This is a genomic window from Paraglaciecola chathamensis S18K6, from assembly GCA_000314955.1.
In the GTDB taxonomy this organism is placed as follows: domain Bacteria; phylum Pseudomonadota; class Gammaproteobacteria; order Enterobacterales; family Alteromonadaceae; genus Paraglaciecola; species Paraglaciecola chathamensis.
Genome location: BAEM01000034.1, coordinates 227,025 through 248,026 on the forward strand (window position 1 = coordinate 227,025; position 21,002 = coordinate 248,026).

Here is a 21,002-nt window from a genome sequence, read left to right on the forward strand (position 1 = left end):
AATAAAGAACTGTGGTGAGATAAGCGACGGCAAAACAGGGTGAAATGTAAAGAAACGTAAAATAAACGTAAAGAAAGAGCAAAAAAGGGGCAAAAAAGGAGCAAAAAAGCGCGAACGGGGTAGAAAGAAAAGGACAATGCCAATGGCAAAGTCCTTTGTCCAGGAAGCGATACATGTTCACTAAATGTATCAATCGGGTCACTACTCCGACGCCACGAATTATAGTCTAGCAAGGGGCTCTTTTAGTAAATTTTGTGACGAATCTCGCATTTTTTGGGACAAACGTACTCAGTTACCTGCGGAAACACTTAGCAATATTTCAGTACCTATACTGTGCGATATTTCAGCACCAATACTGTGCGACCTATCTGAAAAACAAAAACGGCAACCTAAGTTGCCGTTTGAATTCACGATAAGTATCCGGCTAAATTAAAATCTAGCTTCGAAACCTACTTCAACATATCTAGGCGATTGCCAGGTATATGCTGCACCGTAATATTGGTTAAACGAGCCCTCAGAACGTCTATTTTCATAGTGCTCATTTTGTGATGTAACCGCTTGGCCATTCAATACGTTATACACATTAAGCGTAGCGCGCATATCAATATCACTCACGGTAAAGTTATAGTTAGCAGATAAGTCTAAATTGAACGTCCAAGGTGTACGTCCTTTTGAACCACGTGGGCTATATTGATAAATTTTCTCACTTTGCTCACAAGTACCATTGCCATTGGCATCTGGACACTCATTTGTGTATAGATAAAACGTATCGCCGTAGCTACCATAAATCGCGGGGTCATCAGAAGGATACCCTTGACCAAAGGCGCTCAGAGGACGACCACTAGAAAGAGTTGAGTTAAAGCCAACGGTTAAGGCCTCAGTGACGTCGTACGAACCAAAGAATTTAAATACGTGGCGTCTGTCATTAGGCTGATAACCATCAGAACCATCCATTAATGCAGGGAAGTCGAAATCTTGCGTTACGCCAGCGTCCGCTTGCCCAATATCAGACTTAACTGCCCCTTCAAAATTCCCCACGCTTCGACTCCATGTGTATATCAACGACATACGCATGTTATCCCCACGATAATTAACCTGCGGTTGCAAAGCCGTATATTCATTTTCCGCTTCCGGTAAACCAATTTCTTCAGCCGTGTACGTTCTGCGGCTATCTGGATCGGTCACACTGTCAAAATCATTATCTAGCTGCCAGGTTGAAGACTTACCCGGATTGAGCAATGTACACGTAGCTTGCGAGGCCAACGGTCCGCAGTAGTCATCTAACGCGGTGGCAACTTCGCGATAAATCGCACGGACTGAGAATGAGAATTCGTCATTAATTTGTTTTTCGTACCCGACGATATACTCGTCTTTACTAAATGGTTCAGCCTCTTCCGCTTGGAAAGTTTCTTGCGTGGCAGGGTTAGGGACCGAGTTAACAATTTGCGAAGCATCTACGGTGCCTGATACTGGCGAAGTACCAGTAGGCGCACCCGTTGCGTCAGCGCCATCAAATGTGTAGTAGGTAGTGGTATCGCTTAGTCCTGACGCAGCACGGTAATTGGTGTTGTTTGCTACCGGTAAATAGTACGTACCATAGGTACCGTAAACTTTCGAGTCCCCTTCTCCTGTGGGATCCCAGCTGAATCCTAAGCGCGGAGCAACATCTGTTTTAAACGATGAGAAAACTTTGCCCGTTACACCAGAGTTTTCGAACTCGTCGCGACGAAGACCTATTGATAGCATCAAGTCTTCTGTTACTTGCCATTCATCTTCAATGTACCAAGCATTTAAGTCGGTGCTAAAACCACCGCCACCCGTAAATATACGATCAGCCACAACATCAATTGCTGCACCAGTCGTATTGGTAAATAGAGGACCATCGTTACCGGTTATAACGCCGTTTGGATTAACCGATGAGTATGTCCAGCTATGCCCAGTAATCGGCGCTGAGGTATGAAAAGTCTCGCGCTCTTGTTTGTCGTAACCCACTCTTAGTAAGTGATCTTCAAAAGCATATTCGATATCAATACGCGTTTGTTTGTTTTTATCTTCATTTACGCCTGTCGTTCCGCCTGAGCCACAGCTCGTGATTTTCTGGCTGTCAGACACGTTTCTTGTATCGAGTACGGTTGGGCAGTCTAAGTTACTCGGTGTATTGGTGTACGAGGTTTCAATCTCACCATACATAGCTGACACGGTTAATTCGTCAGTGAAGTTACCCGTATAGCTAATACTTTTAAGATCGCCGCCTCGTTCGCGAATAGTGGTTTGTAGCGCATCACCCACTTCCCCAGTGCTGCGATCAAATTCATAAGCGGTAGATTCAGTGTCGCTCTTGTTTGAATAACCAAATAAACTAATTTTATGATCGTCGGTAATAAACCAGTCGACTTTCGCCCCCCAGAACAAATTATCTGAACCACTTGAGTCGCGCTTTATATAGTTATCATCGGGCGCGTATTGCTGGGTGCCACTTGATTGTGAAGCAAAGTTATTTTCAACATCGCGAGGATTAACTAACGCATAGAAAAACAAGGTATCTTCAATTAATGCGCCAGATGCAGAGAGTGTAAATTCACTTTTGCTGTATTCATCTTTAGATTGATTTCTGAAAACCACTGGGCCACCAGCCCCACCTGCAGAATATGAAATTTGGCCATCTTCGCGAAGTGATTTAGGGGTAAACAAGGCGGTAGCAGTAAACTCCCACTCGTTAGAACCACTTTTGGTAACGGCATTTAATACCCCACCGGTTGTTCTACCGAATTGAGCAGAATAACCACCGGTTTTAACTTGGAATTCTTTATAAAATTCAAAAGGAACCGTACCACAACCTAAGCCTTGGCTGGTATTTGTAACTTCCATACCATTGATATAGCAGGAGTTTTCAGCGACTGACGCGCCGCCAAATGAAGCTGTACCACCTGAGTTAGGTGAACTAAAGCTTGAGTCGCCCATCACTGTGCCAGGTGCAAGCAAAGCGACAGCGGTGATGTTACGTGACACTGGCATCCGATCCAGCTCTACTTCATCAATAATCAAGCCGGAATCCGCCGAGCTTAAATCAATCGCTGAAATTCTAGCGCCAGTGACTTCAATTCGCTCAGTGCCATCGTTTTCGATGAAATCAAATGCTAAAGAAGTATTAGAACCTAAGCTGATACGTGTTTTTTGTTCGGCTACAACAGTATCACCTTTTATTACTGATATGTCATACGTACCAGTAGGTAGCTTAGCGAAACGGAAGCTACCTTCATCGCTAACGGCAATAACGCGCTCTAACCCTGTGGCGGGGTCTTTGGCAATCACTGTGTATTGCGAGTAATCATTTGCGTTAATTGAACCAGAAATATTTGCGGTAGTGTTATCTGCAAAGGCAGGTAGAGCAAAACCCAGTGACGCAGCCACCGCAAGCGCGGTAATACTTCGTCTAAATGTTGTATGTTTCATGTATGACTCCCTGAAATGAATTTTAATTGTTATTAATCGGTAAATTGCGTGCGCAACAGCCCGATAATTTGAAATTAACAAAAAGTTCAACTTGGGAAGCAGATTAGGGATGAAACAAACAGTCGGTGGTGTAAAAACAGCATTTTTACCATTTATGCAGATAAGAGCCGCTGGAAATAACCAAATAGAAAAAGAGTGGAAGTTACTGGCTGCGCTAACGTGACGTTAACACACCCAGTAATATGGCAATACAACTCATAACTTGGCCAACAATTCCTGATAGTCAACGTTTAGCTTTTTCGCCATCAACACACCCGTTTTGTTTGCGTTATTAAGTGCAGCATAGGTCACTGGGTCATGCCCATTGCAAACTAACCCTTTGGCCAGTTCACGCGGCTTGATACCACTGCGCTTAATGGCCATATGCAATCGTACTCGGCTATCGCTTTTAATTGCCGCGCATACTTTTACTAATTTTTTCTCTACTGAAGGGTCCATATATTCCGCGCTAACTGATGTTGCACATAAAGCACTGAATCCAAAAACACTCGCTACCACTAAATTTCTCATAACATTCCCCTGTTCGCTTAAAAAGCCATATGTTGGCTGGTTCAGCTAATAAGTAGATGATGAATGTGACAAAGTTGTTTAAATATCGCTTAAACGCGGCAGAATGAGATGAAGCGGTTAAGTCATGATCCCCCGCGATAAACTGCCCTAGATAAACTGCATTTGAACTAATAAAAGATTTATTTTGTTACGTGTCAGTCATTAGATAGTATAAAAAACATACAAGGCAGTATTATTTAATCGAGGGATGATGATGACGATTTGCCAGCAACACCAACAAAGAAGTTACCCCCAAATTCGAGACAAAATGCAACCAGGAGATATCATCGCTTTTGGTGGCAATAGCCTGTTTTCGAAGTGGGCGAAGCTCACCACTCGCTCCGCTGTCACCCACGTCGCGGTAGTCATAAAAACCCAAGTAATAAATGAAGCCAACGGGCGCTATTTCAATCAAGCTATAGAGGCCACCAGTTACAACGGCAAGTGCGGTGTTATGCTCACTCGATTAAGCGAGCGCGCGGCCACGTATAATGGTGATATGTGGTGGCTGCCGCTGAACAGCCAAGCCAGAGCCAACTTAGAAAACAACAAAACAGCATTTTTCGATTTTCTGTTTCAGCAAAACCACAAGCCGTACGATATATGTCAGCTATTCGGCTCAGCCGTAGACGCTACCGACGACATACCTTTTTTAAAAGAGATGAGCTTAAATTCAGAAGATTTTTCGAGCTGGTTTTGCTCTGAACTTGTCGCTGAAGCCATGGAACGCGGCAAGATCATTGGCAGTGTTAATGCTTCAGAAATTACACCAATTGACATATGCCGCTTTGATGTTTTCCAAGAACAATATGTGCAGTTCAAAGGCGAGTCAAAAACCATTACTGGGTATAATACCATTCCACGTTAATAAGTGATCACTCAGCGAGAGTTTAAAAGGGCTTAAACAAGGCGCAAGACTGAATGAATAGTTGTTCTCTTTCGAAGTCATGCAACGCAGTGTAAGCCCTTTTAAAACTCGCCTGCAAGGAATGCCCCAGCGGCTTTTGCTCTGCGTTCTCACTATTTGAAAGGGAACAACCATTACTACATAGCGACGCCTTAATCAAAAACCGCTGGACGCATTCTGAGACGGTCACTTATTAATGCGGATTGGTATAACTCATTACCATTTGAAAGCTGGCAATCCTAAGGTGAGAGCAAGTAAATCGAATGTCTAAAGAAAGAAGTAGTAAAAGGGAAAGAGAAAGAAAAAGCCAAATCAAGCATAGATACATATGCTTGAGTCTGCTTGAGCGGCGAGAATGACTTAGAACGCGTTGTCTTGATGAATTTTAATGAACAAAGGCGTACCGTGTTTACTGTAATCAATTTTGTATTCTTTGCCATTAATGGTTTGTACAAACATTAATGTTTTTTCTTCACCGAACACATCACCCACTGTCACATCGACCAATTCCATATCCTGCTGTTTTGCTTCGCGTTTGTTTTCAGGGATGGTGCCGGTAAACTCTTTAATACTCTTATGGGTAACAATAATTGCCGGATTATCTTCACCATTTGTCACTAACAGATCCAGTTTTCTGATCTTATGAATTAGTGTATTGCGCCCACTGACTAGAAATGGTTTTTCGGTCATGCTTATCTCCAACTGCCCTTTTGATTTTTATGTTAAGGCTTACTTTATAAGCAGCAAGATAACAAAGTTTATTTATCCTTGCACATCTTTGTTATGTCCTTGTTAAGTTTAAAGTTAACTTCATAAAGACGAATTCGAACAAGTGTGTGAAAAACGTACACACTTCATCTTTGCTCTAGGCTAAAAAAGTAAAACAAAGGCAAAATAAACGTCTCCCACATGCTTAAAATCTGCAATTGGCAATTTTTAAGAACACTTGAGCCCCTTAAGTGCATACATTTACCAGAACAGTAAAAGATAAACACCGCAATTTGCGCATTTTTCCAGCAAACTGTCTTACAAAGCAGAGCAAACAGATGACAAGGCCAAAAAAACTGCTTATACTGCGCGTCGTTTTATACCTTTGCTAACTTCTTTAGCAAATAAAACAACATTTCAAAATGGCCCAATAGCTCAGTTGGTTAGAGCACCCGACTCATAATCGGTAGGTCCCCTGTTCAAGTCAGGGTTGGGCCACCATTTTTTCTCGACAATACACTCCATCACTGCCCTATTAAATTTAGCGATAGCAACATAAATATCCCCTAACGCTTTAGCGTAAAGCGGCGTTAAACACTGCTCACAGCAACTTTCGACGGATGCTTGAATGGCTTATGGGTGTTTTTCGTGTGCGCAAAACGAAAAATATATCCCCCTAAACCATCTCTATTACCTTTACAAAAGGCACTGGCGCGCGGTTAAATTAAAATTCGCTCTTGTTTAAAATATTTCAGCAAAAGGGCCAATGAATCATTAACCAAAAAAGGAGTTAAACATGAGGCAAATTAAAAAAACGGGCGCCGTTACGCGGATGATTTTCAACGCTGGGCTGGCTATAGGCTTACTTCTCGCTACCGCTTTACCGATTAATGCACAGACAAACCCTGACGCCATGGCAACACCAACGGTTATTCATTCGGTGTTTTTCTGGCTTAAAAACCCTGACTCAGTTGACGATCGCAAATCTCTTATAGAGGGGCTAAACAGCTTGCGTGACATTCCACAAATCCAAGCGCTGCATGTTGGGGTGCCTGCATCTACCGTCTCTCGGGATGTGATTGACAGCAGCTATCAAGTCTCAGAGCTGATGTTTTTTAACAGTGTTAAGGATCAAGACGAATACCAAAGTCACCCTATTCACAAGCAGTTCGTCAAAGATTATGCTCACCTGTGGCGCAAAGTGGTTGTTTATGACTCACTAAATACCCAGTAATCATTTGCTTGCTAGAATGATTTTTCACCCATAGCACAGCTGACGTATAACAGCGTAAGTCCGGCAAAGTGTTGATAAATAGTGGAAGCTTAGGTCTTCTCAAATCGGTATCTTTGGAGCCCTGCATTTTGTATTGCTGTGAAATTTACCAGAATAATCGCAAGAATAATGCAGGGTTATTGATTGCTTTTTGCACCACAGGCGAGGCTTTTGTTTCGCAACGAATATTGCCAATTCTTAGCTTTCATTAAACGCTCACAATTCAAAAAAGAAACTCCAGTTAAATCAGCCCCTCGAATATCTGCATCATCAAAGCGAGTCTGAAATAGGGATGCGCCGTGCAGGTTGGCGTCTGTTAATATCGCGCCCTCAAAACTAACGTTATAAAGTTTGCTCGCGCGAAAGTGAACCCCCTTCATGTAAGCGTGAGTAAATCTGCTACGAAATATTTCACTCACATCAAACCTAGCATTCGATAAATCACTGCGCGTAAAATCTGCTTCACTTATATGACGATTATTAAGTTCAACTCCACTCATAAAACTACCTGAAAAATTCGCCCCATTAACGTTTGCCCCAGTAAAATCCGCGCCCGATAGTTTAGAGCGAATAAACTCTGCTCCACTTAAATCGGTACCTTTAAGATTCGCGCCCCGCAAATCAACGCCACTTAATACGGCACCGCGGAGGTTCGCTGCTAGCAAATCCACCTCATATAAATAGGTATAGCTAGCATTTTCCGGTGGTGAGATATCCACACCAGCAAGAGAATGACCTTGCTTATTTAGGTACGCCATCGCTTCACGTTTTCCACTGTTTCCAGACGCTTTCGTCGTCACCAGCTGCCAAGCGCTTACAACGCGGGCATGCTCTCTCGCTGCCCGCTCTTCTTTTACTAGGTATATGTCTACCATAATGGCCAGCAATGTGGGCAATAATAGAAATGAACTTAACCCAGCAAAAATACGGGTGATGTGCCACTTCTCAATCCGGGTCGCAATGCGTTGCGCACGGCTCACCTTTACGCTATTAAGCGCTTTTTTGAATGTTGGCGGTTGCGCCTTTTTCGGCATAGGGCGTCTTTTCACATCAGTTCTCCTGGGATCTTGTGGGGATGTTGTGAAGGTTAAGTTGCGCAGCGTTTAGGTTGTTGGGAAGGTTAAGTTACGCAGCGTTTACTAACGATCAGCATACGCCGAGTACGAGCTGGCTATCAAGGCATGCGTCACCTTCGTTTTATCCGTCACCTTGGTAGCTTATACCATTCCACGTTAATAAGTGATGACTCAGCGAGAGTTTAAAAGGGCTTAAACAAGGCGCATGAGTGAATGAATAGTTGTTCTCTTTCGAAGTCATGCAACGCAGTGTAAGCCCTTTTAAAACTCGCCTGAAAGGAATGCCCCAGCAGCTTTTGCTCTGCGTTCTCACTATTTGAAAGGGAACAACCATTACTACATAGCGACGCCTTAATCAAAAACCGCTGGACGCATTCTGAGACGGTCACTTATTCATGCGGATTGGTATTACTTCAGTGGGTCATTTCAACGCCGGTTTATGTGTTTGGTATACATCTTGTACGTCTCTCCACACGGCACACTATGCGGCGATATGTGTGTATTTTGTTCACATAACCCACTTCGAAGACGTAAGGATTACCGATGACCTACTTAAGATTCATGGGGATGATTGGCGTATCTACACTCGTCATGTTCATTATGATGTACTTGAACACGTACGCCTTATCCCATCTGTTTTTCAGTGAAACAAGAACCTACATGGCGCTTTATATGGGGTCGGTGATGGCGGTGATTATGCTGTTGTTTATGCTTGGAATGTATCGCGATAAAAAGCGCAACACGGGGATCTTTATTGGCGCCGTCGCGGTATTTTTGTTGTGCCTATATCTGGTTCGATCGCAAATCACCGTGTCTGACTCTGCTTATATGAAGGCTATGATCCCTCACCACTCTATTGCTATTTTGACCAGTGAAAGAGCCAATATTCAGGACGCGCGCGTACGTGAATTAGCAGATAACATCATTCAGGCCCAGCGTGATGAAATTAAACAAATGCAATGGTTAATCAAGGATATAGAGCAAAACGGCAAAGCGCTCTCACAAGCCGACGCCCAGCAGCGACCGGTACCTAAATTTAACAACTCCTCACCCCAAGGAGGCCAAAATGAGTAAAACTGCCAGCCTTTATCGTATGGTAACCGATGAACACATTTGCCCTTATGGATTGCGCTCAAAAGATCTTTTGGAAAGAAAGGGTTTTAGCGTTGATGACCACAAGCTAACATCTCGTGAAGAAACCGACCGTTTTCAAGCCAAATACGATGTAAAAACAACACCACAAACCTTTATTGACGATGAACGTGTGGGCGGGTACGACGATCTACGCAGTTATTTTGATAAAGGGCCCGCCGGGCAAACAGGCACCACTTATGCCCCCGTAATCAGCATATTTGCATTAGCCGTATTGCTTACTGCAGCCATGCAATACTTCGTGGCTGGCGAATTCCTTTCGGTTCGCTCACTGATGTTGTTTATCGCATTTTCCATGGTGATGCTCGCGGTGCAAAAGCTACAAGATTTGTATAGCTTTACTAATTCATTTATCACTTATGATCTACTCGCGATGAAGTGGATGCGCTACGCGTATATCTATCCATTTATTGAAGCTTATGCCGGTGTCGCTATGGTCGCCGAGTTGCCAGCATTGGCGGTGGCTCCTTTCTCGATATTTATCGGCTGTGTCGGGGCTGTTTCGGTGATAAAGGCTGTCTATATTGATAAACGCGAATTAAAGTGCGCCTGCGTAGGTGGCGACAGCAATGTGCCACTGGGCTTCGTGTCCTTGTCTGAAAACCTGTTTATGATTGCCGGTGGCCTAATTATGTTTATGTATTGATGGCCAAGTTCATTTGAAATAGCAATACTAACAAACTCCGTGCTTTGTACCCGGGTGGGGTACAAAGCGGTTTGTGGCAGACTTCCAGAAACGATGAACCTTAAAGATGGTTGAACAAAACAGATATCCAGAGCACAGCAGCCATTATCATCGACAGTGAAACGCCTGCAGAGCCAAGATCTTTTGCTAAGCCCGATAGCGGGTGAATTTCCTGCCCTACCCTATCTATTGTTACTTCAATAGCGGTATTAACAATCTCGGCAAAAAGAACAAATAATATTGAGACTATCAGTATTCCACTTTGGAATAGTGGAATTTGCCAATAGCCTAAGACCAGCAATGCGACAAATAGCAGCACTAACTCTTGTTTAAAGGCAGCTTCATTTTTAGTCAACCAAAGCAGAGCCTTAAAGGAGTTTTTGCAAGCTAATGTAAGACGTAACCATCCTTTAGGCTTACTTAACGGATCAAAACGTAATGGTGTAACAGGCTTTTTTAAATCTTGCATGGGCTAAATATATCCAAGTTGGCTTGATAGGTAACGCTGTTCACGGATGTTAATCCTAACAATGTGTCGTACAAATTGTCTTGTGAATAAGGGTTATCGACACGTTGAGCAACACAGCGTTTATATGCTGTATTGCCAAGATTCGAATCCCAGTACACCATAGGTACATGGGTCTGTTCGTCTGGTGCTAACTTGTATGGGAACCCATGCAAATAAAGTCCTTTTTCGCCTAGGGATTCGCCGTGGTCTGAAATATATAACATCGCAGAATTAGGCACATTCGCTAATAAGCCTATCACCTTCCCCAGCACATAATCGGTGTATGCAATGGTATTGTCGTAAGTATTATTGAGCGTCTGAGCCGTGCAATTTTGAATATCGCTTCTTGGGCAATCTGGTTGGTAACGGCCGTAGTTTTCTGGATATCTACGATAATAAGTCGGACCGTGTGAGCCAATCATATGCAAAATAACGACTCTGTTACTGCTTGAGTATTCTTTTAGCGTACGATTAAGTTGATTGACTAAAATTTCATCCAAACAAAAGTCACCGTCGCATAAAATAGGATCCCTGTGAGGGTCAAACGCTATCGAGTCGATTCTACTGCAGACCCCTTTACAGCTACTGTTGTTATCGATCCAAGTTACCGCTGTACCGGCTCGATGAATAATGTCTAATACGTTGTCCTGGCTACTGGCTATTCTCGAGTCATATTGTTTTCGTGGCAGCCTAGAAAACATACAAGGTACGGATACAGCGGTTGCGGTGCCACATGAAGTGACATTATTGAAACTCACAGCACCTAAACGCTGTAAGTTAGGGGTGGTGTTTCGAAAATAACCATTACTGCCAAATTTATCTGCTCTGGCAGTTTCGCCTACCACAACAACAAGCGTCCGTGGCTGCATGGGTTTAAAGTCATTAATGACAGGATGCTTGTCCAATACTCGGTATGGCAAAGGAGGATAAAAGTACGTATCGCGCAAATATTTATACCCTGCATCGTAAAATGCATAGGGAATGATGTGTTTTATCAAGCCTTTATTATTTCTGCCGACCGCAGCATAACTTTTGTAAAAAAGCCCAGCGATTAATATTATTCCTAACAGCGCCACTAAATTGATCAGCAGCAACTTTTTAATTCTAGAGGTAAATCCGCCCTTTATTTCTTGATTGAGTACAGCAAATACTGGGAGCATGCCTAACAAAATAAAAAAGAGTAAAAAGCTTATATTTAAATATGAAAGTGCTTCTCCAGAGTTAGTCTCAACAATATTCTGCAGCATACTACTATCAAAAATAACACCGTAAACTACCGAAGCATAAAATAAGAACACACAGACAAGAAAAGTAAATGCAATCGTTATGCGGGGGAAAAACACGGCGCCAAATACACTAACAAAAAGAATATTAATCAAGGTCAATAATATTGGAATAGAAACAAAAAATACCCCATTCCCACAGCGTGTTTGGCCGTACGCTTTCATATACTTTTGAAATAAAGGGGTAATTAAAAACAAGTGTAATAATCAGAGATGAATATATTACAAACTGTGATGAGGACGGATTTATATTTACTGTTCGACCTAAGTTCAAAACAAGCTTTCCTATGTAGAATTTCACATAGAATAATTTTTTAAACTTAGGCAATGCTTAAGATTAACTTTAGTGGATTATCTTTTATGAGATAACCCACTTGACGTTGCTACCGCTTTTTCATAACGATAAATTTTTAAATCAGGTGTAAGTGCACTTAACCCACATTTAGATTTTCGGGCATCGGCGGATAATAAAATCCAATTCTTGCGATGCGCATAACCTACCGGCTTTGCCTTTTGCAAATCAAAACATTTTCCAGAAATATTGTCTTCATCAACCAACACGTAGCGAGCGTCATCTCCTTGGCCCAACCAATGATAGGCAGTATTAACTTGTCTTGGAAGCTCAGAGTGGTAGCCGAAATGAACAACCGAATAAGGGGAAAATAAAATAAACTGTTCTGAAAAATTCACCAAGCCAATAGTGACATTCTGCTCTTTTACGATAGCTTGAATATTTCTAAAGATATTTTTGGGCGTTTTTACATCATCTAAAAGAATGTAACCCCACGTACTGTATCCCACCATGAGTAGACTGATAAAAAGTGGCCAGGCCTGCCAAATCTTTTTACGTACGGTAAACAGTGATATTCCAACTCCTAGTGCACCGATAAAAAGAAAAAATAGCCATGGCGAAAGGCCATACTTATTTTCGAGCGCTAATAAAAATGTCAACTTTGCTAAACCAGCAAAGCCAACGCCTAACCATAAAATAGATAAAGCAGCGACCACAACCCAAAGCAAACGTGGCAAGCTCGTTTTGGATATCAGCTCTTTTACGTAGGGAGCACTAATTATAACCAGCATAGGCAAAGCCGGCAGAATATACACACCTCGCTTACCCGGACTCACACTGAAAAACAACACTAATAATAAAATCCAAGTTGCTGGCAAAATAATCCGTGCGTCGCAATTTTTAAATGCTTGATACCACTTAAGTAATAGCCAGGGCACAGCCACGCTGACAGGAAGCCAAAACAGAGGAATAACTTCAACCAAGTAATACCAAAATGGTTTTAAATGATGCCAAGAGTCAGCGTAACGAGTGACTGTTTGCCTAAATAAGATATTATCGCGATATTGAATCAAAGCAGGGTCTTGGCTTAACTCAACCTGGATCAACATAGGTACCAACCACAATCCAATCGCCAGAAACATAAATAATGGACCGGCCAACCAACGCCATACGTCATAGCGCTGCGCATGCATTGTTAAATTAACTGTGTTTGTCTTTCGTAAAAAATAATAAGGGAGCAACATCAAGACAGGAAGAAAACCAACCCCTTTCGTGATGACTCCTAAGCCCATAAAGAAAAATGCTAGATAGTACCAGAGCCAACGACGCTCAATTAATATAAAACGCAACAATCCATAACAGCCAATGGTAATCCAACAACTCACCATAGCGTCGATTTGAGCAGTTTTTGACTGCAATAAAAATTGCACACTAAATAGTAAAAGCGCCCCTGCCGTTAATCCTACACGTTCACTCCAAAGACGTTTGCCTAGATCATAAACCAAAAATACAGTTAATAGGCTCGCCAATGCTGATGGGAGTAAAAACGCAATATGTATCGAGCCTGTTAGCACATAGAAAAAGGCAATTGCCCACATGAAAACAGGTGGCTTATCAGGATAATATTCGCCGCCTCTAGTAGGGAAAAGCCACTGACCGCTTTCAACCATTTCTTTCGCTATTTGAGCAAATCGCGGCTCGTCAGCAGGCCAAGGTTCTCTTAACCCCAACCCGATCAGAATCAGTGCTGCGGCTGTCAGTAAAAGTACAATGCCAGCAAACTGCTGTTGCCGCTTTCTATCGTTCATATTCATTGGTATGTAGCGCGCTAACGTTTACTTTAGTCTCGTTGAGATGATCTGATTTACCGGTAAATTGATTGCGGTATTTTTTCAGAATATACGCACCAAGCAGACTGGCTAACAAAAATAGCAATACGCTCGCTATGAGGTTTGCACCAGAGCTCACTAATACCCCTTTTCCCATCAGTGAAAAAATAATCATTTGGGGCAAATAACCTATGGTTGAACCAGTCACAAATGGCAAGACTCGAACTTGTGTTACGCCCGCAATAAGGTTGGTTGCTAAATTATTACCAACCGGCATCAAGCGCACCACTAACGATTTAACTAAAACATCCTGCTTTAAAAAACGATTTATCTGAGTCATTTTTTCTTTTAAGCGGATTTGAATAAAAGAGCGGGCAAAATATCGGGCGAAAAACACCACGACAATACAGCTCGTCGCAGCAGCAAGAGTCGAGTATAAACACCCTTGTACAACTCCGAAGGCGTAGCCCCCCATAAAGGCCACAAGTTGTCTAGGCAACCCAAAAGACATCAAACACACAGAAATGCCAAAGTAATTCACTACCCCAGCAAAACCATTGTCACGTGTATGACTATCGATCCATTGCTGACTAAACGTATCACCGCATGGTAATTGTTCGCCAAATTGACCTAGTAAAAAGAGTAAACTAACCAGCAAAGTAAGCTTAACTAGATTGCTGTGCATCTATTGATCCCCCCTCAGGATCCAACACAATGTCTGTGAGCTTACTGCGCTTCTGTAGCCACAAAACACCGGCTATATCCAATACTCCTGCTCCTAGGCGACCCAACATATTGTACTTAGAGCTTCCGTACGCTCGGTTTCTGTGATGTACATCCACAACCTTTACCGTTCCACCTTGACGGCGCACGAGTGCAGGGATAAAGCGGTGCATATGATCAAAATAAGGCAATGTGAGGAATGTTTGTTTGGGAAACACTTTCAAGCCACATCCTGTATCTGGAGTGTTGTCTCTGAGAATTTGACCCCGTATGCGATTCGCAACGCGTGACTGAAGCCGCTTCCAGGGAGTGTCTTTTCGGTTCTTGCGATTTCCTGCAATGCAAAAGTGAATTCCCTCGGGGAATGGTGCAGCATGTGCGATAAGTTTAGGGATATCCGCAGGATCATTTTGGCCGTCAGCATCAAGCGTAACAATAAGCTCACCTTTTGCCTGCTTAACACCATTCCAAATGGCCGTGCTTTGTCCCACAGAATATAGATGCTTTATCGCCTTTACATGCTCAAAGCGACTCAGGCTAAGCTCACGAATTTTTTGATAGGTTCTATCTGTACTACCATCATCTACATAGATAATTTCATAATCTGGTGTATCCACTAGCGCTTCACAGATTTCTCGCACCAAAGGCTCTATGTTTTCTTCTTCGTTTTTTGCCGGTATCACTATTGAAATTTTCACACAACCCTCTATTGTCGAATTGACATACGTTTCCACCCATTCGGCGACTTCAAAACAGTATCAAGCGAAACTTAAGGTTAACTGACGATAAACTTTACGTTCATTTTAGGCTTCTACCCTCAGCGAATCTTAAGAAAGCTGAGGTATACTAGAGGTATGAAAAAAACAGGCGAAACGTCATGAGAATACTACTAATCGAAGACTCAGCTACCCTCAGGAACAGCTTAAGCCTTGGGCTTGATAAACTCGGGTATTCTGTAGATGTTGCAGCTGATGGCACCACAGGCCTCAGCATGGCACTGATGGGTGACTACGAAATTGTTATTCTTGATCTTATGTTGCCAGAACTTGATGGTCTGGCCATTTTAAAAGCCTTAAGAAAAAGAAATCTAAACGTGCGGGTATTAATACTTTCCGCTCGTTCACAAACAGATGATAAAGTCAGCGGTATTCTCTCTGGCGCAGACGATTACCTGACCAAACCTTTTTCATTTGATGAATTAAGCGCCCGCTTGGTAAGCCTGATGAGAAGAGGCCCTGCTACTCATGCAAATGATCGAATTGAAATTAATGATTTTGTGTTAAACCTCCAGACTAAATCCTTGAGTTACCACCAACAAGACATAGAGTTAACACCGAATGAATATAAAATCATTGAGTGTATGTTTTTGAATCGAGACCGTGTAGTGACTTCTGAAAGACTCAGTGAGTATCTGTCAGGCAATTATGACCACACCTCAAAGAATGCCATTGAAGCACATTTATCGTCGGCCAGAAAAAAGGCCAAAAACATAGGAGCATCTCTTCCTATCAAGAGCAAACGTGGCTTTGGTTATAAAATAGTTGGGATAAATGAAGTCAATTCGTAAAACCTTAACCAGACGACTCTCAATTGTCATATCAATACTGGTTATAAGCGTATTGTTAGCAGCCGACATTGGCGTAGATAACTGGGTGGAAAACGAGTTCAACCATGCCATGAAGGCTAAAATCGGCTTGCTTCAAACCTTAGTTAGACAAGATATAGACGGCATAAACTTCCATTTCTCAGGCGAATATTTACCTGAGTTCAAAGGTGCTGACTCACCTGAGTATTTTCAGCTTTGGCATAGCAACAAAGCATTTAAAAAATCAGCTACGCTATCTTTGTACAAAGACAATCAATTACCGTTAATCGCAATCAATTTGAATGAGTTTGTCATTAATGACATGACCTTACCAGACGGACGTTCGGGAAGAATAGTCTACTCTAAATTTATCCCTCAAATGGAAGAAGAGTTAGTTGGCGAATCAAGGCCTGTAGCCCCACCGATGATCATTGCCTATGCAACATCTGTTGAACTATTGAACTTCACTTTATGGTTTATTGATGTCGCATTTATTCTGGCCTTGATCCTAGTCCCTCTCGTCGTCAGGTTTGTGGTAAAGAATACGGTATCTTATTCTTTAACTCCTCTTGATAACTTGAACGAAAAAATCAGAGAAATGCGTTTCAGTGATCCGCTATCTCGCACCGTTTTCGAAAACGATGTAGAAGAATTAACCCCTATCACAGACAGTATTAACCACTTCATCGAAGATAATTACTCACTGTATGTTCGCGAAAAACGGCTGACGTCTGATATTGCCCATGAACTTAAAACCCCGGTCACTGAGTTAATTAACATGACCGAGGTCGCCCTGAAATTCCCAGGAGAAGATAGAATAGAAAAAGACTTCAAACCGACTGTTCTTCAAATCGCCAATCGAATGAAAAGTATTATATCTGGCTTGATGCTTCTTCAGAAATACAGTCATCAAAGTCTTCACTTAGCCGACAATATCAAGCTCGATGTGCTTATCGATAACATCACCGAGCAAAAGAATTTTAATAATATCTTTACCGACATTGAATCTACACCGTCGACCATTATCAAAAGTAATCGGATGGCCATAGAGTCCATAGTGAATAATCTATTTGATAACGCCATCCAGCACAGTAAGCTCGAAACGCCCATCAACGTAGCCTTGATAAGCAATAAACAAGGAAAAATTAAGTTCACTATCAGCAATGTAATGAAGGTTTCACTTACCGAGGGTGATCTCTCGCAGATGTTCGATCCCCTCTGGCAAAAAGACAACGCAAGAAGTTCAGAGAACAACTTTGGGCTAGGCCTCTGTATCGTTAAAACCCTTTGTGATGCTGTTAACGCTGAAATTTCAGTGAGTATTGAAGAAATGAAAATATTTTTTAGTGTCACCTTCCCTATAAATCCAATGAGTGCCACTGAGCGTTAGTATTCCCACTGAGCATTAGTACAAAGCAACGGTTGGCCATAAGCGAAAACAAGCTTGCACCTTCTCAGAAGCTTGCCATTTACACTGTCCTAACCAACACATAATGACTTAATAGATTTAAGCAAAGAAGATAAATACGCCATAAAAAATACTGGCGCATACGCCTATCGCTGAGACCCAGCCCAGTGCTTTCATGTGAGAAAACGCTTGGCGCCAAATACGTCTGCGCGGTTTTAGTTCATGGCGTGATATACGCGCCACACGCATACCGTACATATAGGTGCCTGTCACGGTGAGGCCCGTCAGAAAAAGGCCAAACAAAAAGTACACTATTTTACTGAACATGCCCCCCCAAACGCCAAAATGTAATGGGTCAGCCGCTTCTGAAATACGGTTATGTACGCTTAAGTCACGGCCATCTTGGTGTTGAATAAGCTGCCCTGTAGCAGGGTCAAAGGTCACGAAATTCGCTCTGGGGCGCACGAGTACAGCGCTCCCTTGGCCCTGAATTTCAATCACGTCTGATGACGCCTGGGCAAAATTAACCCTTTCAATAGCCAGTTCAGGATACGCCCGCTGCGTTTGCACCAGCATGGCCGCAAATGTAGGTACGCTGGGCATCGTTTGTTTAGCTAACGCCTCTGTACTGGTTGCCGTCAAACGTGCAGGGCTTGTGGCATTGGCCCCCCAACGTTCTGCCAAATACCAGCAACCCGTTACACTGATGATCAGCAAAAACCATAAGCTCCACACCCCAACCAAACGATGAAGGTCAACCCAACGGGTTTTACGATGTTGCCAGCGTGGCTTTCTAAAAAAGTGTGTCCACCAGCTTTTATAGATATACAAACTAGACACCAGCACCGCCAACAGCACCACAGCAAACAAACTCACCACCGTGATACCTAGGGTGAGTGGCAGCATTAGGTGACGATGCAGCATACGAAAAAAACGCTGCCAGTTAAGCCAGCGCCCATCTCCTAAGAACTTCCCTGAGGTAGGGTGAAAAAACAGGCGGTGTCGCTGCCCATCAACATCAAGGTAAATGACTTCAGCGCTATACCAGCGATGCAAAGGGGCTTGAATAGAGCGCAACGAATTGACAGGTACTTGTTGCTGAGCACTGGCGTAGACGTTCTGCCAGTTCATACTATCAACGCTTGATGGTGCAACCCGTTTGGCCGGGTTAGCTAACCAATCTAGCTCGTTAGAAACAACAGCCAATGTGCCGGTCAGTACGATAAAGCACAGCATAATAGCCAGCTTCACTCCAAGCCAACTGTGAACGCTAAACCAATTCGCTCTATTCAATTTGCACTATCCAAGGTGTCCCGCCAATGCCTTTATCCCAAATGCGCTAAAAGTCGTATTTTAACTGGGCAATGATTTCTCTTGGTTGCCCGGGAAAATGACCATTTCGCTGGCTAAAACCACTGACTGCATACTCTTTGTCAAATACATTATTCACGTTTAGGCTAAACAGTATGTTGTCCCATTTGGTTGTCCAACTGGCGTCAAATACCGTAAACGCTTTGACCTTTTGCGCGTCCGAGCTGATTTGCTCACCCACGTAGTTCACCCCAAGGGCAACAGACGAATTGATACTATGCAAGGCATAGCGTCCCCATAATCCTGCTTGATGACGGGGTGCATTCACAAAGCGATCGCCTTCCCCAAAGGTATTGTTTGAACTACCGTCAACCACTATCGTGTCGTTATACGCATAGTTGGCGGTGATACTTAATTCATCGGTAATATCACCGACTAAGGTAAACTCAGCGCCGTCGCTTTCCACCACCCCAAAATTGATCAACGCCGATTGGGTGTCGTCATTCTCTCCTGCTATATAATCTGGGTTGCTGGCCACTAAGTTTTCTTTGCTGATGTGATACACAGCAAAGGTGGTCATAATACTGCCGCCCAACCATTCGTTTTTAACCCCAAACTCTATCGAATCACCGGTCACAGGTTTAAGATCTGTCACGCTGGCATCCGCTTGGTCCGTGGCGTCTACCGGGTTAAAGCTTTCAGAGTAATTAGCATACAACGACATACTAGTCGTTGGCTTAAAGGTTAAACCAGAGCGAAACGTCACATCTTGATCACCGTACTCATAGCCGCTTTCTTTGTCTCTTTCATCAAAGTGATCAAAGCGAGCACCTAGCATCAGTGTCCATTTATCGGCTAGCTGTATCATGTCTTGTAGGTACAAGCCTTGGCGGTTACGCCGAATACCGTCTCTATTTTGATCTGTCAGGTTGTAGGTACTTGGGTCGGTTTCACCGTAATTAAGCTCAAAAATATTCAGATTACCAACACCATCGGCTTCATAGCGAGCACGAAGGTAGTCATAGTCGGAGTCTAAATAATGCCAATCACCACCAAATAATAATTGGTGGTCCATGCCAGCAACGCTAAAGTCATAAACAAAATCCGTGGTCAAACTCACTTCATCATTCGCACGGTATTGAGAGCGATATTCTCTGCGTATCGTTTCATCCTCGATATTAGCTTCGCCATCTCCATTTACGTCCACCCAACTGCGAGACTCGTGGTACGCCTGATCGCGTTCATTGGTCATCAATCTTAGGGTTGAGTTAACGCTAAATGTGTCACTGAATGTATGCTCAAGCTGTGATTGCACGACCCAAGCCTCAAGATCCTGAAAATCACTTTCTTCGTTGGCGTTGTAACTCCGGTCAACCAGGAAATTACCATTATCATCCACCGGTACGCCACGTAATCTGTGCCCCCCAAGGTTTTGTACAATGTAATCAAACGTAGTGGTTAAACGCGTGTCATCACTAAAGTCATGCAATAGGCCGCCAACCAATTCGATGTTTTCCATGTCAGCATTATTGCGAAAGCTATCTTGAGATTCATAAAAGCCACCTAAGCGATATGCCGTGGTGTCACTTAACCCACCTGTAGCTTGGGCTGAGATCCCCAGTAGGTCATAATTACCAACGGTCAGGTTGACATCAGCAGACTCATTGAAGGTGGGCTTTTTGGTTACGTAATTGATCATACCTCCAGGCTCACCACCGCCATAAAGTGCAGCGGCTGGGCCTTTGAGTACTTCTACTCTGGCAACATTAAATAAATCAGGCACGCTAAATCCTGAATACGGATCGCCTCTCACGCCGTCATAAAACACATTGCCATCATCGCGAAAACCACGAAAGGTCACGCCTGAATAGCTGTATTCGCTAACCCCTGCAATCGAGCGATACAAGTCCGTAATATCACGGGCTGCTTGGTCAGAGATAAGCTGAGCGGTAAGCACCTGAGCTGACATAGGTATATCAAGAAGATCTGCATCCGTTTTAGTGCCCAACTTAGTGCGGGTGTCTAAATAAAATTGCTGCGCACGCCCCGTCACTTCTAAATGCTCAATGTCTTCATTTTGGCCTTGGGCTACTGCCCCAGAACTCAAACTTAAGGCGGTTATACCTGATAAAAAACAACTGAAAGAAACGTTGCGAGCCATTAATTAAACTTCCTACTCAAAATGTGGACCGGAAAAAGG

The 21,002-nt window shown here is 43.1% G+C and carries 17 protein-coding genes and 1 tRNA gene; 7 read left to right on the forward strand and 11 right to left on the reverse strand.

Features of this window, described 5'->3' with window-relative positions:
- Positions 1-429: 429 nt before the first annotated feature.
- Together GCHA_RS13605 and GCHA_RS13610 are read right to left on the reverse strand one after the other, a co-directional pair.
- Positions 430-3,453 (reverse strand): TonB-dependent receptor, encoded by a 3,024-nt coding sequence (locus GCHA_RS13605; protein ID WP_007989135.1) that lies wholly within the window; start codon positions 3,451-3,453, stop codon positions 430-432.
- A 255-nt stretch (positions 3,454-3,708) separates the two neighbouring features.
- Positions 3,709-4,023, reverse strand: coding sequence for a DUF3718 domain-containing protein (locus tag GCHA_RS13610; protein ID WP_007989138.1), 315 nt, complete (start codon positions 4,021-4,023; stop codon positions 3,709-3,711).
- A gap of 253 nt (positions 4,024-4,276) precedes the next feature.
- Here GCHA_RS13610 and GCHA_RS13615 point away from each other — a divergent pair, with 253 nt between their 5' ends.
- Positions 4,277-4,930, forward strand: coding sequence for a hypothetical protein (locus GCHA_RS13615; protein WP_007989140.1), 654 nt, complete (start codon positions 4,277-4,279; stop codon positions 4,928-4,930).
- 399 nt (positions 4,931-5,329) lie between these two features.
- On the opposite strand, the gene GCHA_RS13620 is transcribed toward GCHA_RS13615, so the two are convergent.
- Entirely contained in the window at positions 5,330-5,659 is a 330-nt protein-coding gene (locus GCHA_RS13620) for a hypothetical protein (protein ID WP_007989143.1), read from the reverse strand.
- A gap of 442 nt (positions 5,660-6,101) precedes the next feature.
- Between GCHA_RS13620 and GCHA_RS13625 the strand changes: the two genes are divergently transcribed.
- A tRNA-Ile gene (locus GCHA_RS13625) sits at positions 6,102-6,178 on the forward strand.
- Positions 6,179-6,473: 295 nt separating this feature from the next.
- Positions 6,474-6,911, forward strand: a complete 438-nt coding sequence (locus tag GCHA_RS13630) for a Dabb family protein (protein ID WP_007989145.1) — start codon at positions 6,474-6,476, stop codon at positions 6,909-6,911.
- A 176-nt stretch (positions 6,912-7,087) separates the two neighbouring features.
- Here the strand turns inward: GCHA_RS13630 and GCHA_RS13635 are convergent, their stop codons facing one another.
- Complete coding sequence (locus GCHA_RS13635; protein WP_007989147.1) at positions 7,088-7,999, reverse strand: pentapeptide repeat-containing protein; 912 nt, start codon at positions 7,997-7,999, stop codon at positions 7,088-7,090.
- 570 nt (positions 8,000-8,569) lie between these two features.
- Here GCHA_RS13635 and GCHA_RS13640 point away from each other — a divergent pair.
- Both GCHA_RS13640 and GCHA_RS13645 read left to right on the forward strand, forming a co-directional pair.
- Positions 8,570-9,100 carry a DUF305 domain-containing protein gene (locus GCHA_RS13640; protein ID WP_007989151.1) on the forward strand — a complete coding sequence of 177 codons (531 nt, stop codon included), beginning with the start codon at positions 8,570-8,572 and terminating at the stop codon, positions 9,098-9,100.
- On the forward strand, positions 9,093-9,824 hold the full coding sequence (locus GCHA_RS13645) for a MauE/DoxX family redox-associated membrane protein (RefSeq protein ID WP_007989152.1): 732 nt from the start codon (positions 9,093-9,095) through the stop codon (positions 9,822-9,824). The genes GCHA_RS13640 and GCHA_RS13645 overlap by 8 nt, the downstream gene beginning before the upstream one ends.
- A gap of 100 nt (positions 9,825-9,924) precedes the next feature.
- On the opposite strand, the gene GCHA_RS13650 is transcribed toward GCHA_RS13645, so the two are convergent.
- From GCHA_RS13650 to GCHA_RS13670, 5 genes are all read right to left on the reverse strand, one after another.
- Positions 9,925-10,332, reverse strand: coding sequence for a diacylglycerol kinase (locus GCHA_RS13650; protein ID WP_039992490.1), 408 nt, complete (start codon positions 10,330-10,332; stop codon positions 9,925-9,927).
- Positions 10,320-11,819, reverse strand: a complete 1,500-nt coding sequence (locus tag GCHA_RS13655; RefSeq protein WP_007989154.1) for a phosphoethanolamine transferase — start codon at positions 11,817-11,819, stop codon at positions 10,320-10,322. The genes GCHA_RS13650 and GCHA_RS13655 overlap by 13 nt, the downstream gene beginning before the upstream one ends.
- A gap of 186 nt (positions 11,820-12,005) precedes the next feature.
- Positions 12,006-13,760, reverse strand: coding sequence for an ArnT family glycosyltransferase (locus tag GCHA_RS13660; protein ID WP_039992492.1), 1,755 nt, complete (start codon positions 13,758-13,760; stop codon positions 12,006-12,008).
- Complete coding sequence (locus tag GCHA_RS13665) at positions 13,744-14,460, reverse strand: TVP38/TMEM64 family protein (protein WP_007989156.1); 717 nt, start codon at positions 14,458-14,460, stop codon at positions 13,744-13,746. Before GCHA_RS13665 ends, GCHA_RS13660 begins: the two co-directional genes overlap by 17 nt.
- Positions 14,441-15,196: a glycosyltransferase family 2 protein gene (locus GCHA_RS13670; protein WP_007989157.1), complete on the reverse strand. Its 756-nt coding sequence runs from the start codon at positions 15,194-15,196 to the stop codon at positions 14,441-14,443. The genes GCHA_RS13665 and GCHA_RS13670 overlap by 20 nt, the downstream gene beginning before the upstream one ends.
- Before the next feature lie 179 nt (positions 15,197-15,375).
- Here GCHA_RS13670 and GCHA_RS13675 point away from each other — a divergent pair, with 179 nt between their 5' ends.
- Both GCHA_RS13675 and GCHA_RS13680 read left to right on the forward strand, forming a co-directional pair.
- Entirely contained in the window at positions 15,376-16,065 is a 690-nt protein-coding gene (locus tag GCHA_RS13675; RefSeq protein WP_007989158.1) for a response regulator transcription factor, read from the forward strand.
- On the forward strand, positions 16,049-17,473 hold the full coding sequence (locus tag GCHA_RS13680; RefSeq protein ID WP_007989159.1) for a sensor histidine kinase: 1,425 nt from the start codon (positions 16,049-16,051) through the stop codon (positions 17,471-17,473). The genes GCHA_RS13675 and GCHA_RS13680 overlap by 17 nt, the downstream gene beginning before the upstream one ends.
- 117 nt (positions 17,474-17,590) lie before the next feature.
- On the opposite strand, the gene GCHA_RS13685 is transcribed toward GCHA_RS13680, so the two are convergent.
- Both GCHA_RS13685 and GCHA_RS13690 read right to left on the reverse strand, forming a co-directional pair.
- Positions 17,591-18,784, reverse strand: coding sequence for a PepSY-associated TM helix domain-containing protein (locus tag GCHA_RS13685; protein WP_039992495.1), 1,194 nt, complete (start codon positions 18,782-18,784; stop codon positions 17,591-17,593).
- 46 nt (positions 18,785-18,830) lie between these two features.
- Entirely contained in the window at positions 18,831-20,963 is a 2,133-nt protein-coding gene (locus GCHA_RS13690; protein ID WP_007989161.1) for a TonB-dependent siderophore receptor, read from the reverse strand.
- Positions 20,964-21,002: the final 39 nt, after the last annotated feature.

Bases quoted from the DNA above. Each gene is read 5' to 3' on its own strand.
- GCHA_RS13605 (WP_007989135.1), bottom strand. From the start codon at position 3,453: ATGAAACATACAACATTTAGACGAAGTATTACCGCGCTTGCGGTGGCT.
- GCHA_RS13610 (WP_007989138.1), bottom strand. From the start codon at position 4,023: ATGAGAAATTTAGTGGTAGCGAGTGTTTTTGGATTCAGTGCTTTATGT.
- GCHA_RS13615 (WP_007989140.1), top strand. From the start codon at position 4,277: ATGACGATTTGCCAGCAACACCAACAAAGAAGTTACCCCCAAATTCGA.
- GCHA_RS13620 (WP_007989143.1), bottom strand. From the start codon at position 5,659: ATGACCGAAAAACCATTTCTAGTCAGTGGGCGCAATACACTAATTCAT.
- GCHA_RS13630 (WP_007989145.1), top strand. From the start codon at position 6,474: ATGAGGCAAATTAAAAAAACGGGCGCCGTTACGCGGATGATTTTCAAC.
- GCHA_RS13640 (WP_007989151.1), top strand. From the start codon at position 8,570: ATGACCTACTTAAGATTCATGGGGATGATTGGCGTATCTACACTCGTC.
- GCHA_RS13645 (WP_007989152.1), top strand. From the start codon at position 9,093: ATGAGTAAAACTGCCAGCCTTTATCGTATGGTAACCGATGAACACATT.
- GCHA_RS13650 (WP_039992490.1), bottom strand. From the start codon at position 10,332: ATGCAAGATTTAAAAAAGCCTGTTACACCATTACGTTTTGATCCGTTA.
- GCHA_RS13655 (WP_007989154.1), bottom strand. From the start codon at position 11,819: ATGAAAGCGTACGGCCAAACACGCTGTGGGAATGGGGTATTTTTTGTT.
- GCHA_RS13660 (WP_039992492.1), bottom strand. From the start codon at position 13,760: ATGAATATGAACGATAGAAAGCGGCAACAGCAGTTTGCTGGCATTGTA.
- GCHA_RS13665 (WP_007989156.1), bottom strand. From the start codon at position 14,460: ATGCACAGCAATCTAGTTAAGCTTACTTTGCTGGTTAGTTTACTCTTT.
- GCHA_RS13675 (WP_007989158.1), top strand. From the start codon at position 15,376: ATGAGAATACTACTAATCGAAGACTCAGCTACCCTCAGGAACAGCTTA.
- GCHA_RS13680 (WP_007989159.1), top strand. From the start codon at position 16,049: ATGAAGTCAATTCGTAAAACCTTAACCAGACGACTCTCAATTGTCATA.
- GCHA_RS13690 (WP_007989161.1), bottom strand. From the start codon at position 20,963: ATGGCTCGCAACGTTTCTTTCAGTTGTTTTTTATCAGGTATAACCGCC.